The organism is Parabacteroides provencensis, assembly GCF_900232875.1.
Classification (GTDB): domain Bacteria; phylum Bacteroidota; class Bacteroidia; order Bacteroidales; family Tannerellaceae; genus Parabacteroides; species Parabacteroides chinchillae.
In genome coordinates this window covers 240,619-255,318 of record NZ_LT960490.1, presented here as the reverse complement: position 1 = coordinate 255,318, position 14,700 = coordinate 240,619, and the positions used below count along the sequence as shown (strand labels likewise).

Annotated in this window: 10 protein-coding genes; 6 read left to right on the top strand and 4 right to left on the bottom strand. The window is 39.0% G+C overall.

Translation table 11 applies throughout. The features are described from left to right. Positions 1-334 precede the first annotated feature (334 nt). From CTY47_RS12340 to CTY47_RS12325, 4 genes are all read left to right on the top strand, one after another. Complete coding sequence (locus tag CTY47_RS12340) at positions 335-844, top strand: RNA polymerase sigma factor (protein WP_099465090.1); 510 nt, start codon at positions 335-337, stop codon at positions 842-844. Positions 845-935: 91 nt separating this feature from the next. Beyond that, the gene (locus tag CTY47_RS17635) at positions 936-1,208 is read left to right on the top strand and encodes a T9SS type A sorting domain-containing protein (protein ID WP_099465089.1); all 273 of its coding nucleotides are present in this window, start codon (positions 936-938) and stop codon (positions 1,206-1,208) included. Between the two features lie 18 nt (positions 1,209-1,226). After that, positions 1,227-2,087: a pyridoxamine kinase gene (locus CTY47_RS12330; protein ID WP_099465088.1), complete on the top strand. Its 861-nt coding sequence runs from the start codon at positions 1,227-1,229 to the stop codon at positions 2,085-2,087. A 50-nt stretch (positions 2,088-2,137) separates the two neighbouring features. Beyond that, positions 2,138-3,073, top strand: a complete 936-nt coding sequence (locus tag CTY47_RS12325; RefSeq protein WP_099465087.1) for a ketopantoate reductase family protein — start codon at positions 2,138-2,140, stop codon at positions 3,071-3,073. Between the two features lie 63 nt (positions 3,074-3,136). Here CTY47_RS12325 and CTY47_RS12320 read toward each other — a convergent pair whose 3' ends face one another. After that, the gene (locus CTY47_RS12320; RefSeq protein ID WP_099465086.1) at positions 3,137-4,111 is read right to left on the bottom strand and encodes a type I phosphomannose isomerase catalytic subunit; all 975 of its coding nucleotides are present in this window, start codon (positions 4,109-4,111) and stop codon (positions 3,137-3,139) included. 13 nt (positions 4,112-4,124) lie between these two features. Then, entirely contained in the window at positions 4,125-6,185 is a 2,061-nt protein-coding gene (locus CTY47_RS12315; protein WP_099465085.1) for an alpha amylase C-terminal domain-containing protein, read from the bottom strand. A 100-nt stretch (positions 6,186-6,285) separates the two neighbouring features. Between CTY47_RS12315 and CTY47_RS12310 the strand changes: the two genes are divergently transcribed. Continuing rightward, positions 6,286-8,574, top strand: a complete 2,289-nt coding sequence (locus tag CTY47_RS12310) for a cation:proton antiporter (protein WP_099465084.1) — start codon at positions 6,286-6,288, stop codon at positions 8,572-8,574. A gap of 12 nt (positions 8,575-8,586) precedes the next feature. Here the strand turns inward: CTY47_RS12310 and CTY47_RS12305 are convergent, their stop codons facing one another. Both CTY47_RS12305 and CTY47_RS12300 read right to left on the bottom strand, forming a co-directional pair. Next, entirely contained in the window at positions 8,587-11,568 is a 2,982-nt protein-coding gene (locus CTY47_RS12305) for an AAA family ATPase (protein WP_099465083.1), read from the bottom strand. Continuing rightward, the gene (locus tag CTY47_RS12300; protein WP_099465082.1) at positions 11,565-12,806 is read right to left on the bottom strand and encodes an exonuclease SbcCD subunit D; all 1,242 of its coding nucleotides are present in this window, start codon (positions 12,804-12,806) and stop codon (positions 11,565-11,567) included. The genes CTY47_RS12305 and CTY47_RS12300 overlap by 4 nt, the downstream gene beginning before the upstream one ends. 115 nt (positions 12,807-12,921) lie before the next feature. On the opposite strand from CTY47_RS12300, the gene CTY47_RS12295 reads away from it, so the two are divergent. Continuing rightward, entirely contained in the window at positions 12,922-14,592 is a 1,671-nt protein-coding gene (locus CTY47_RS12295) for a putative transporter (protein ID WP_099465081.1), read from the top strand. Positions 14,593-14,700: the final 108 nt, after the last annotated feature.

Below are 14,700 nucleotides of genomic sequence, written 5' to 3'. Positions count from 1 at the left end.
AACAGCATTTTACAGGATCAATTGTAAAGTGCTGTTTTTGTTTTTAAACTCTTCTGTCCGATTCATAAATCGGGAGATATCCTTGATATATGTATCCCCTTTTTTATTTTAAGTTATATTTTCTATTTGACGACTTGTAAATATTGAATCCCGTATCTCCAATAAGTTGTATTTTTCGCTCATTTTCAGCCTGTTTTATAGCTGAATTATTAAGGTGGCATTTTTAATACTAACAATCATTAAAGATGTGTTTATTTCTGTTTATTATTTATATTTTTGAAACATCAATCAATAGTGATAGGGTAATAAATAATTAATTAAAAAATAATATCATATGAACGCCTTACTATTTCAGAAAAAATTATTGAGCATGCAAGAAAATATGATGAATTTTGCATTAATGCTCACAGCAAACAGAGACGATGCTCAGGATTTGATGCAAGACACAACGCTGAAAGTATTGGATAATCAGGAAAAATTCGTTGATAATATCAATTTCAAGGGTTGGGTTTTGACCGTTATGCGTAATATTTTCATAAACAACTATCATAAAATTGTAAGAACACAAACGGTTGTAGACCAAGGAGTGGATCTGTACAATTTGGATGTTGTGAATGATTCGGGATTCGATACGCCGGACGGCGCTTACCAGATTCAGGAAATTACGAAAGCTATTAATAGTTTGAATAATGAGTTGAAGATACCGTTTTCTATGTTTCTGAGTGGTTATAAATATAATGAGATCGCAGATAAACTGAATGTACCTCTGGGAACAGTGAAGAGCCGTATTTTCTTTGCCCGTCAGGAACTGCAGAAAATTTTAAAAGATTTCAGGCATGGTTAAATAATTACACAACATAATTTAAGCCGCCTTACTGACTGCAGTAAGACGGTTTTTTTTTTAAAAACCATCTACTTTTGCATAATCAAAAGGAATGGGAAATGACCTTAACACATCCATCATCTCTGATGCGGACGGCAATATATTCATAAGTTCACCTAATCATATCCAAGAAATAATTTTATACGATATAAACGGCCACTTATTAAATAAACAACTTACGGGAAGCAATCAAACTGTTTCCATTTCGTATAAAGAATACCCTGCTGGTATTTACATTATTTATATATACACATCCAAAGGTAAAAGTAGTCATAAGTTTATAAGCGGGTTCTACCAACTTTTTTTCTTGATACATTGTTTATAATAAAACAACAAATGAAAGATGAAAAATAGAATTACTTTAAAACGAGTAGCTGCTATCCACGATTTATCAGGTTTTGGCAAATGTTCGTTAACAGTAGCGCTTCCCATCCTATCCGCAGCAGGCATAGAGGCCAGTGCCCTGCCAACAGCCGTTTTATCCACCCATACAGGAGGTTTTGACGGATATACTTACAGAGATCTTACTAATGACATGCGCCCTATCATTAAACATTGGAAGTCATTAGATATTCAATTTGATGCTATATACACAGGCTTTCTAGGCTCGTTCGAACAACTGGATATTGTAAAAGAATTCATTCAGGAATTCAAGACAAACAACAACCTGGTTCTTATTGACCCAGTAATGGCGGACAATGGAGAATTATATAAAATATTCACTCCTGATTTTGCCAAAGGTATGAGATCTCTGTGTGAAAAAGCAGATATTATCGTACCAAACCTTACCGAAGCTGCGTTGCTTCTGGATGAACCTTACAAAGCAGGACCTTATTCGCAAGCCTATATTGAAAGTATATTAAGGAAGTTAAGCAAATTAGGCCCTCAAAAAGTTGTATTGACCGGCGTATATTTCAAAGAAGACGAATTAGGGGCGGCTACTTATGAAAAAATTTCCAACACGACAGGATACTTCTTCATAAAAAGAATACCGGGTTACTATCATGGCACCGGAGATGTTTTTGCCAGTGCTTTACTATCTGCCTTACTTAATAGTTTTAGTTTAGTAGAATCTGCAGCCATCGCAGTACGTTTTACAGCAAGTAGTATATTAAAAACATACAAGGCAAAAACAGATTACCGGTTCGGGGTCAATTTCGAACAAAGCATTCCCGAATTTTTAAAAGAACTAAAACTAGTATAAGATAGTTCCAATTTTATTTTCCATCTTTGCATAATACAAGTTAGATAATTATGAGTAAATTAAGAATTGCATTTTCCGGAATCGGAGCCGTAGGCGGTTACTACGGAGGTATGCTGGCCGCCCGGTATAAAGACAAAGAAATTGCAGATTTTTTCTTTATATCCCGGGGTGAAAACTTGCGTGCTATTAAAGAACACGGACTACATATAAAGACCGGCATACGCACTCTTATAGCGGTTCCTGCTCTTGCAACCGATAATCCGGCTGAAATAGGACCGGTAGATTACATATTCTGCTGCACAAAAAGTTATGACCTGAAAGAAAACATCGAGCAACTAAAGCCTTTATTAGGGCCTGAAACCGTCATTATTCCATTACTTAACGGCGTTAATATAACAGAACAGATACAGGAACTATTACCGGGGCAATCCGTATGGAAAGGTTGTACCTATATAGGAGCACGATTAATAAAACCGGGATATATAGATAAATTCAGTGGTAAAGAAAGACTTTTTTTCGGATCAAAAGACGGAGACAAAGCAAAACAAGAAGCATTGCTCCAGCTTTTAACTTACTCACGGATTAATGCTTACAACCCTGACGATATAGATTTAAGGTTATGGAAAAAGTTTCTGATGATTTCTACTGCTGCAACTATTACAACCTTTTTCAACCAGAATATAAGTGATGTTATCGAACAACATTATGATATGTTCATCGCATTAGGTAATGAATTGAAAAGTGTAGCGGAAGCAAAAGGTATCCACTTACCTGCCGATATCGTATATGCTTCTATCGAAGCACAAAAAATGATGCCCGCCGGTGCTACAACATCCATGCATGCAGATTTTTTGGCCGGTAAACCTACAGAACTGGAAACGTTAACAGGTTATGTAGTCCATACTGCAGATAAATTAGGTATTGATGTCCCAACCTATCGCTTTATGTATAACGGAATTACAAAAATGCCATATCCATGGGTTTAAGCAAAATACAAGTCAAAAAGGGGAGCTGATTTAATATCAACTCCCCTTTTCTTTACTATAATGTTACTCTATATAAGTTTCCATTAACTTAGCACCCGGCGCCGGAGATATTGTAACAACTTCCGTATCAGCAGGGATCAATACGGTTTGTCCCTGATGAACATAAATTTCATTGCCTTTACCATCTCTAATTGAGGCCTTACCTCCCATACAGATATAAACAACAAAAGAATCAAGTTCGGAAAAGTCACGAACCATGATCGTATCCAAATCAAGTAAATTTGTTGTAAAATATTTGCAAGTTGCCAACTCTACTGTTGCATTTGTATGCGCTTTGTAATGCGTACGATAATCAGGGGATAATGTATAATCGATAGCATCCTTCGCTAATTCCGTATGCAACTCACGGCCGTTGCCATTTGCATCCTTACGATTATAATCATATATACGATAAGTTATGTTACTGGTCTGTTGTATCTCTGCAATAAAGCAACCGGCTCCGATAGCATGGACACGTCCCGCCGGCAAGAAAAACACATCACCCGGGCTTACCTCATAACGCTGTAACACATCCATTATAGTGTTATTTTCAACCCGTTTCACATATTCCTCTGCATCTATTTGCTTAGAAAAACCTGAATATAAAGCAGCACCTTTAGCCGCATTAATAACATACCACATTTCTGTCTTTCCGAAAGAGTTATGACGTTTTTTGGCCAACTCATCATCCGGATGAACTTGTACGGATAAGTTATCGCGGGCATCTATAAACTTAATCAACAAAGGGAAAGTAGTGCCAAATCGTTCCAGAACTTTTTCTCCCAACAATTGTTTGCCATATCTACGGATCAATTCGTCCAGCGAAAAACCTTTTAATTTACCATTGGCAACAATAGAATAATTACCTTCAACATGAGAAAGTTCCCAACTTTCCCCGATACCATCCTGTATCGGTGTAATACCCTTAAACGGGCAGATATCAGAACCACCCCAAATAATCTTTTTAAGGATTGGTTCGAACGTAAGCGGATACAACATAAAATACGTGTTTTTATTTTTTAGTTTTACTATTTATTGTTTTAGCTTTAGCTGTCGTAGCCTTCGCCTTCACTTTCCTTAAAACCACTGCCGAGCGAGCGGGAATATATATTTTAAGCCACTCTTTTTTCTCTCCTTTATACAAAGGATCAAACTGTGTAAAATGGCGTATGCTATCATCTGATAAACCAAAACCTCCAAAACGTGTAGCATCAGTATTCAATACAACCTCATATTCTCCTTTCGGAACTAAAAAGCCGTAATCTGTAAATGATTTTGTAGGGTTATAGTTAAAGACAAAGACAAGATCTTTACGCATATAAGCTAAAATCTGATCGCCATCATTATCCCAAACTTTTTGTATCGGAGTATCCTGGAAATTCTTCACACTACTGATCAAAGCCAGCATCTCCTCATCGAAGTTACCCAAAAAATGATATTTTAAATCCGGATTATCAACTAGACCCCATTGACGGCGAGCGTACTTATATGACCACCCGTTTCCCTCACGAGGGAAGTCAATCCATTCCGGATGGCCAAATTCATTCCCCATAAAATTAAGATAGCCACCATTAATAGTTGAGGCTGTAGATAAACGAATCATTTTATGAAGAGCAATTCCTCTTTCTACTATAAAGTTATGGTCGTCTTTCTGCATGTGCCAATACATTTCGGCATCAATCAAACGGAAAATAATAGTCTTATCCCCCACAAGGGCCTGGTCATGGCTTTCGGCATAACTAATTGTCTTTTCATCCGCACGACGATTTGTCGTCTCCCACCAGATTGAAGACGGATGCCAATCTTCGTCTTTCTTCTCTTTAATAGTCTTGATCCAGTAATCCGGAATATTCATTGCCATACGATAATCGAAACCATAGCCACCTTCTTCGTATTTAACGGCCAGCCCCGGCATGCCACTTACTTCTTCTGCTATGGTAATAGCATTTTTATTTACTTCATGAATCAACTTATTTGCCAACGTAAGATAAGCAATAGCATCTCCATCCTGATGACCGTTAAAATAATCTCCATAATTGCAAAATGCCTCTCCTAACCCATGACTGTAATACAACATTGAAGTTACACCATCAAAACGGAATCCATCAAATTTATATTCTTCCAACCAGAATTTACAGTTTGACAATAAGAAATGAAGGACTTCATTTTTACCATAGTCAAAGCAAAGAGAATCCCAAGCCGGGTGTTCACGACGCTCGCCACTCAAAAAATATTGATTATAAGAGCCGTCAAAACGCCCCAATCCTTCTATTTCATTCTTTACAGCATGACTGTGAACAATATCCATAATAACAGCAATTCCCATACTATGGGCTTCGTCAATCAATTCTTTAAGTTCTTCCGGAGTTCCAAAGCGAGAAGATGCAGCGAAGAAACTACTTACATGATAGCCAAACGAACCATAATACGGATGTTCCTGAATAGCCATTATCTGGATAGCATTATATCCGTCTTTCAGTACACGGGGCAATACATTTTTACGAAATTCACTATATGTACCAACTTTTTCTTCACTTGACCCCATACCTATATGGCACTCATAAATCAGCAATGGAGCAGTGTTTGGTTTAAATTTTTTAATCTTAAAATTATACGGATTTTCAGGAGCCCATACTTGTGCACTAAAAATCTTTGTTTGTTCATCTTGGACAACCCGGCGAATCCAGGCAGGAATACGTTCTCCACTGCCGCCATCCCACTCCACCAATAATTTGAAAAGATCTTCGTGGTGAAGCAAACCTTCTTCCAAAACAATTTCCCAAACACCATTATCCTGACGGTTCATTTTATACCTGTCATCTTTCTGCCACCCGTTAAAAGTTCCAATCAGATAAATAGCCTTTGCGTTAGGAGCCCATTCACGAAATATCCATCCTTTGGAAACTTTATGTAATCCGAAATAAAGGTAACCGGAAGCAAGTTCGGACAAAGTTTGTCTACCGTTATTTGTTAGACTCTTCTCTTTATCAACAACATATTGATATCGTCCTTCTATGGCTGCCTTGTAAGGTGCCAGCCATGGATCATTTTTTATCAGATTTAGTGACTCCATGATTCAATTGATTGGTTATTGGACAAAGATAAAAGAAAAAAACATACTATTTGAGATAATATAAGGATATTTCTTATATTTGCAGCAAACCGTATGGCTGATGAGTAAAGGGACGAAGAGCATAGCATTCTACTTACTGATGATTCTTATTTTCGGTTCGTTAATGTACTTAGTTGCAAAGGAAGGAGAAAGCCAGCAACTGGAAAGTGCAATCACTTCAGCATACGATACCCCCAGAAACTTACAAGAAGGCTTTTCTCTATTTTCCACATTATTAGTTCATCATATAGAAACTCCTATTGGAATCTTACTTCTTCAAATTATCACGATTTTGCTTACATGCCGGCTATTCGGTTGGCTATTTTTAAAATTAGGCCAACCTACGGTTATCGGCGAGATTGTTGCAGGTATCGTTCTTGGCCCGTCTATATTAGGACATTTATTGCCGGATGTTTCCAATTTCCTGTTCCCCCTGGATTCCCTTGCCAATATCAACATATTAAGCCAATTCGGATTAATACTATTTATGTTTGCTATCGGTATGGAATTGGATATAACCGAAGTAAGAAAAAAACTGAAAGAAACAATTCTTATCAGCCATACGAGCACAATAACACCTTTTTTCTTTGGAATGCTTACTGCATATTATGTATATGGCTCCTATGCAAACAAAGACACCCCATTCCTGTCCTTTGCTTTATTCATAGGAATTGCAATGAGTATCACAGCATTCCCTGTACTGGCCCGTATTATCCAGGAAAAAGGTCTTACAAAAACACATTTGGGAACCATTTCACTGGCTAGTGCTGCTAACGGAGATATCACAGCCTGGTGTCTTCTGGCGGTTGTTGTAGCTATTGCCCAGGCAGGAACAATGTTAAGTGCCATTTACAACATTGGTTTTTCTATTATTTATATCGCATTCATGTTTTTCGCCGTACGCCCCTTCTTACGTATGGTAGGACATATATATCATAATAAAGAAGTCATAGACAAAGGGCTGGTAGCCTTCATGTTCTTATTGCTCATTATATCATCTTATCTGACAGAAATACTAGGGTTGCATGCATTATTCGGCGCATTCATTGCAGGGGTAGTAATGCCAAGCAATATAAAATTCCGCAAAATTATGACGGAGAAAGTAGAAGATGTTTCCCTTGCTTTATTCCTTCCGTTATTTTTTGTTTCAACAGGGCTACGTACGGAAATAGGTTTATTAAACAACCCGGACCTATGGCGCATGTGCGGTATATTTATAGTAGTAGCAATTGCCGGCAAATTCGGAGGAGCTTTCTTCTCAGCCCGTTTCGTAGGCGAAAGCACGAAAGATAGTCTTTATATAGGAGCTTTAATGAATACCCGCGGGTTAATGGAACTGGTAGTACTTACGATCGGTTATGAAATGAAGATACTTCCGCCTCCTATTTTCGTAATGTTGGTACTCATGACTCTGGTGACCACGTTCATGACGACTCCGTTAATTTCATTTATCAAATTCTGCTATAAAACGCGAGACAAGATTATCGAACATAAACATGTTGAAGCTGTAGCAGGAATTTTTAAAGTATTACTTTCGTTCGGGCGTGCAAGCAATGGCCAGATTATGCTGGATGTTGCCTACCAAATGTTTTCTCACGGAAAAAATAAATTAGAAATTACAGCACTTCATTTAACTGTTGGTTCTGATGTAAACCCCTTACATACCGATAATTTCGAAGAAGTTAGTTTTGGACCAATCCTATACGGAGCACAAAAATTGGGTATTCCTATCCAGACCCGGTATGAAGTATCTACAAACGCCAGCCAAGATATTTGCGATATTGTGAATAATGAAGGCTACGATTTCTTATTGGTAGGTGCCGGTATCTCGATGAGTGATTTACCCACGGATATTGATGCCAATCGTTATCGTACCTCTTTCTACAATCGTTTCTTCAAACGATTCAAAGCGCCTGAATCATGGTTTTATCCCGGAGCTTTATTAAAAGATAAAACTAAAATGTTTATCGAACAAAGCGATTGTCCTGTAGGAGTATTCATTAACAGAGGCTTTGTAAAAGCAACAAACATAATTATTATCGTTAATTCGGCTGATGATCTGTTCTTGCTTGACTATGCCCGGACATTACTAAAAACAACTCATGGTTCGGTTAATATCGTTAACCAGGCAAGCAGTACAACTCCAGGTATAGAAACTATCAACCAGAAGCTTAACGAATTTACAGAAACTATTAAACAGGCTACATTATTACCCAATAAAGATTTAACTCCCGAGATTTTCAATGGGCACAATTTCATGCTGGTAAGCTATGCCACATGGAATGATATATCCGAACACCGTAAAAAGGCGCTTCAAAAAATGCCTTCAACATTAATTTTAAGTAAATAATCCGCCATAGAACTACATTATTTTCAAAGAGCTTCGTCCGTTTCCACTCCGTTGTACCCGAATCTGGGTAGGAATACGTTCCGTCATTTCCTGCACATGAGAAATAACCCCAATCTTCCGGCCTTGCGTATGAAGACTCTCCAAGGCATCCATGGCAACGCGCAAAGTTTCGGAATCCAAAGAACCAAAACCTTCATCAATAAACAAACTTTCAACTTTCATTCTATTTGAAGAAAGAGAAGATAAGCCAAGAGCTAAAGCCAAGGAGACTAAAAATGATTCGCCACCAGACAAACTATGGACAGATCTAACCTCATCGCACATATCCTGATCTATCACCTGCAAAGCCAATGTGTCAGGCACCCTCTCTAAACGGTAGCGTTTGGTAAGCCCTCTTAATTGAACATTTGCATAATTCAGTAAAACATCCAAAGTATAGCCCTGAGCTATCCGGCGAAATTTAGCACCATCCGAAGAACCGGCCAGATCATTTAATTTAGCCCAGCGCTCACTAATAACAGAGCGCTTATCCAGTTCATCTTTCAGACCTGCTACTTTCCGTAAATTCTCAGCATGTGTACGCAAACGGAATGTACATTCTGCTTTTTCTTTTGATGCCTGAGTCAAAGCATCCTCTAAAGAAATACCTCCGGATAATTCATTATACTGATTAATCCAAACCTCCAATGCCGCTTTTTTCTCCGATAGCATAACAGAAGTATCAGCCAGATCTTTTGTAATCTGTTCCGTGACACCTTTATATTGTTCAACAATCCCAGACTGTTCTACCTGCATAGATTGTAGTTTTTTCAAATTCTCTTTCAATTCCTCCAGGTTGCGCACATATTCTTGCTCCACTTCATCAGCAGATCGTCCCGATAATAAACGGTTACGATCATCCCGATGATTTTTTAAATCATCCCGATGTTTTTGAAAAATCATCTCGAACTCTTTCCACTGTGCTATTTGCTTGGGTAGAAAAGTGCTATGCGACTCACATTCGGCCTTTAGTATTCCTTGTTGCCGTTCCAACTGCTGCAAACATTCTTCATTATTACGCCACTGACGGGAAAAATCTGTCAATGTTTTACGGAATGCTTCCGGATCCTGTTGCCAGGCATTCTGCCAAGAATCACTACCAAAAACCTGATTAGCAGCAAGTAATGAACGAGTCTGCACTTCCTGATGTTCAACGGATAGAGCTTCCTCATGAGATATTTGAGTATTAACTAATTTCTGCTGATTCAGTATGCCAATTCGTGCATTTTCGCTCTCCGTTATCTGTTTATGTAACTGAAGTTGGCGCTGTTGTAATAAAGCTTGCCGCTTCTGGTTGACAGTATAAGTTTCCGATTGCTTAACCAGCTGCTGAATTTGTATTGTAATATCCGAGATTCCTTTGGCTAAAGCCAGCAATTTTTCTCCAGTCTCGTGGGATGCATAAGGATGCTCCTTGCTTCCACAAACCGGACACGGAGTTCCTTCAGAAAGTTTATCCCGTAATGTTTTAATATCACCGGTAGTAACAAACTGAGCCTGTTCTACCAATAAACGTTCACGTTCGGAACGAGCTTCATTTATTGATTTATCAAGGCTTGTCGTATCTATTTGTTTCAGTAAAATATCAATCTGATTCAATTCAGTTTCCACTTTCAGCAAATCCGAGCGATGTTGCCCCATGGAAGCAGCCAATGTTGTTAATTCTATATCCAGCCGGCCTATCTGTTGTTTAAAGACTAAAATAGATTGCGTTGATTTCTCGAAAGACTGACGAGCACTAAAAGCTGCATCCAAATGCAAAAGTAAAGCGGGAAGCTGTTCGGCAATTCCGGCTTTTCCCTTATATTTCTCCCGCCAAGCTTTCAGTTTTTCTATTTCTTCTTGTCCTTGTCTCTCTTTCTTTTGCAAATCAAAAAGCTTATTTTCCGCTTCTTTTTTACTTTGAGCTGCTTCTTTCAAACGTTGCTCCGCTTCAGAAAAAGAACGCAAAACAGTTTCTATCTGTACATCTAATTTACGAGCCTGCTGCAACTCCGGTTGAAGACTTTTATAAAGAAACTCTGCTTTTTGTTGTTCTTCCAAGGCTATTTCATAGTCTTTACGGGATTTTTCCAATAATTCAATCGATCGAGCCAATTTATCAGAAATATCTTTTTGCTGTATCTGTTTCCCTGCAATCTGCTGTTCGGCCGACTTGACTGCATCTTGTAAGTGTTGCCGTTCCACCTTAGCGCTTTCAAGGCGCAATAGCAAAGGTTCAACTTCAGAAAGACGCTTTTCAAAAGCCTGTACCTCTTCCTCTGCCAGCATTTCTACACTTTGCATCTGAACCCATATTTTTTCATAAGCTTCCCTGGCTTCCGCATTCTTCGTAAAAATCAAACGTGAAATAGCAGAATATTGCTCTGTGCCTGTCAGTTTTTCCAGCAATGAAGCCTTTTCTCCCTGTTCCGCTTTTAAAAATGTGGAAAAATCATTCTGCGCCAATAGAACGGAACGGGTAAACTGCTCAAATGTCAGACCTATCAGTTCGATAATTCGTATTTGAAGATCTGAACGGGTTCCTTGTTCTTCCGTCTCTTTATCCAGATTAAAAAGTGTCGTTTTGGGATTTTGTAAACGTCCGCTCTCTTTATCACGGGCACGGGCAATCGACCAGCGTGCACGATAGCGAAAGCCGTTCAATGCAACAAAATCTACTTCCGCAAATCCAAAGGCTGTTCCTCTCCGTAGTATAAAACGAGGATCTCCCTGAGGCAGAAGATCTTCATTTACATCTCTCAATCTTACATTATTTTCTTTTGCCTGATCCGTACGGGGTGTACGGGAGAAAAGAGCCAGGCACATAGCATCCAACAATGTAGATTTACCTGCTCCAGTTGGACCGGAAATAGCAAATATACCGGCTGACAGTAAAGGTTCCACCGTAAAATCTATAGAAAACTCACCCTCAAGCGAAGCCAGATTACGCCCGCGTATCGCTAATATCTTCATAAAGCAACCTCCCGCATTACCTCTTTAAATAATTGTTCCATATCTTCAGGTAAGTCGCCGCCATACTTAGCAGCAAAAGCATGTTTCAACATATCCGTCGGATCAATTTTCTGCAAATCATTATAAGAAAGAGCATGGAAATCGTCTTCGCCTTCACTTTCCGGATAAGAAGGAACGATAGAGGTTAAACGAACCGCCTTTCCTTCAAGAACCTCTTCTACCCGATGACGAAAACCCGGATCCGGTTCAGTAAGCAAAACACGTACTTCCAGAAAAGGATTTGTATTATTGTCCCTATTCTCCGCATCGGGCAATTCTGTTAACATCGCTAACACAACATCGGGAGAAGCAGGAGAAGGCGGTATTCTTAACAACTCGGTCACTACAGGTACAGCCAAAGGTTCTATAAACAGAGTTTTTCCACTTTCAATAGTAACGGAAACGACCTGATGCCGATAGTTCGTTTCCGAAAACGACATAGGCAACGGACTTCCCGCATAACGTACAGAATCGCGACCACCTATCTTTTGGGCTTTATGAATATGTCCTAAAGCCGTATAAGCTAAACCTGTATTAAAAGTATTGACCGAAACAGATTCCAATCCTCCCATAATAATACGTTCACTTCTGTCATCATCCGACAACTCAGCTCCGGTTGCATGCAAATGTCCCATAGCAATAATTGCTTCCCCCGGAAGCCGTTTAGACTCTGCATACACATAAAGTCGGTTATACATCCGGTCTATTCCGGCCACATAATTATCTTGTCCTTCTTCTGACGAAGGATAATCGCCTTGTCTGAGAAATGGTACAGCCAGGCACAATGCTTGCCGTTCTCCTTTCCGGTTGTATAATGGTATAATCAATGAATCTAAGTCAATTTCACCATCTTCTTTCCGCTTAATAATTCCAATAACAGTAGTCCCTAATTCTTCCAATAAAGGAACCGGAGCTTCAAGACGAGCTGCCGAATCATGATTTCCGGCAGTAATAACAATTTGTAATTCCGGATTACGACGATTTGCCTCTTTCAAAAAACGGAAAAAACGGCGTTGTGCCATTGCCGAAGGATTAGCAACATCAAATACATCTCCCGAAATCAGAAGGACATCCGTTTGCTGATCATCTAATGTATCAACGAGCCATGAAAGAAAAGCATCATGTTCATTATCACGATCATAACCAAAGAAGGTTTGTCCTAAATGCCAATCGGCCGTATGTATCAACTTCAATGCCATATCCTGTCCGTTTTTACAGTATAAAATCTTTTCAGAGTTTACAAAGTTAATGACAAATCGGCAATTATCCAGAAAACTCGCCTATCTTTGCGGCCATCAATAACACAGAACAGGAATGAATTGGTTGATTGAAGATTTTTTAGCGCCGACAATGATTCAGGCGATCATAATAATCTCCCTTGTTGCTGCCGTTGGTCTGTATTTGGGAAGACAAAAGATTTTCGGCATATCTCTGGGGATAACTTTCGTATTCTTTGCAGGAATTATGGCCGGACACTTCGGTATCGTGGTAAATAAGGACATGTTGATGTTCGCCCAGAATTTCGGATTAATTATTTTCGTATACACACTTGGATTACAGGTTGGCCCCGGTTTCTTTTCTTCCCTGAAAAAAGGAGGAGTGGAACTTAATATGATGGGAATAGCCGTTATCTTCCTGGGAATATTATTGACTCTTGCATTACATTGGGTAACCGGTATATCTTTATCAAATATGGTTGGTCTACTATCCGGTGCTGTGACCAACACCCCCGCATTGGGTGCAGCCCAACAAGCTCTATTGCAAATTGATCCCTCCAATTCAAAAAGCGTTACCGATATGGCATTAGCATGCGCTGTAGCTTATCCGTTAGGAGTCATCGGCGTTATACTGGCAATTATCATATTACGAAAAATGTTTGCCAACCAATCGGACAACATACATAAAGAAACAAAAGATACCACTACTTATGTAGCCGAATTTCAAGTCTGCAATCCTTCCATATACAACAAAAGCATTCTGGAAGTAATGAAGCTAACGGGAAAACACTTTGTTATTTCCCGCGTATGGAGAAATGGAAAAGTAAGTATCCCCACTTCCGATTTCCAATTAAAAGAACACGATCATTTATTGATTATCTCTGTAAAATCAGACGTAGAAACAATCAAAACGTTATTTGGAGAACAGGAAAATGTAGACTGGAACAAAGAGGATATTGATTGGAATGCTATAGACAGCCAGCTTATTTCACGCCGTATTTTAGTAACCCGAAACCGGGTAAACGGAGTTAAGCTCGGTTCTTTACGGTTACGCAATTTATATGGAATTAATATAACCCGCGTCAACCGTGCAGGTATAGATTTACTAGCCTCTTCTAATTTGCGCCTTCAAATTGGTGATAAACTAACCATCGTGGGCGAAGCCAACGCTGTAAATACAGTAGGAAAAATATTAGGTGATGAGGTTAAGCGCTTGGATAATCCAAACCTTATTGCTGTATTTGTTGGAATCTTCCTCGGTGTATTACTTGGTTCCCTTCCCATTTCCATACCGGGAATAAGCACGCCTGTAAAGCTAGGCATTGCAGGAGGGCCAATTATAGTAGGTATACTTATGGGCGCTTTCGGTCCCAGATTCCATTTAACTACTTATACAACCCAGAGTGCCAACTTAATGATGCGGCAATTCGGTATCGTCATTTATCTGGCGGGGCTAGGTATTGATGCCGGAGCACATTTCTTTGAAACAGTGTTCCGGGCAGAAGGATTGCTCTGGATAGGAATAGGTTTTATGCTCACAATTGTACCTGTTTTAATAGTAGGTTTCATTGCATCCCAATTTTTTAAAGTAGATTACGCTAATAATGTAGGTATGCTTTGCGGAAGCATGGCTAACCCTATGGCATTGAGTTATGCTAATACGACAGTGGAAGGAGACGAACCATCTGTTTCGTACGCTACCGTATATCCGCTGTCCATGTTTATACGGGTTATATCAGCACAACTTATCATCATGTTATTTACGTAGCAATAGTAATCTGGATCTTTGACATTCATCTTTTATTAAAAATTTATCAGGATTATTACCAATATTTCTTACATATCATCTATATTTGTACATGCTTTTGAAATAAAA

Bases quoted from the DNA above. Each gene is read 5' to 3' on its own strand.
- CTY47_RS12340 (WP_099465090.1), top strand. From the start codon at position 335: ATGAACGCCTTACTATTTCAGAAAAAATTATTGAGCATGCAAGAAAAT.
- CTY47_RS17635 (WP_099465089.1), top strand. From the start codon at position 936: ATGGGAAATGACCTTAACACATCCATCATCTCTGATGCGGACGGCAAT.
- CTY47_RS12330 (WP_099465088.1), top strand. From the start codon at position 1,227: ATGAAAAATAGAATTACTTTAAAACGAGTAGCTGCTATCCACGATTTA.
- CTY47_RS12325 (WP_099465087.1), top strand. From the start codon at position 2,138: ATGAGTAAATTAAGAATTGCATTTTCCGGAATCGGAGCCGTAGGCGGT.
- CTY47_RS12320 (WP_099465086.1), bottom strand. From the start codon at position 4,111: ATGTTGTATCCGCTTACGTTCGAACCAATCCTTAAAAAGATTATTTGG.
- CTY47_RS12315 (WP_099465085.1), bottom strand. From the start codon at position 6,185: ATGGAGTCACTAAATCTGATAAAAAATGATCCATGGCTGGCACCTTAC.
- CTY47_RS12310 (WP_099465084.1), top strand. From the start codon at position 6,286: ATGAGTAAAGGGACGAAGAGCATAGCATTCTACTTACTGATGATTCTT.
- CTY47_RS12305 (WP_099465083.1), bottom strand. From the start codon at position 11,568: ATGAAGATATTAGCGATACGCGGGCGTAATCTGGCTTCGCTTGAGGGT.
- CTY47_RS12300 (WP_099465082.1), bottom strand. From the start codon at position 12,806: ATGGCATTGAAGTTGATACATACGGCCGATTGGCATTTAGGACAAACC.
- CTY47_RS12295 (WP_099465081.1), top strand. From the start codon at position 12,922: ATGAATTGGTTGATTGAAGATTTTTTAGCGCCGACAATGATTCAGGCG.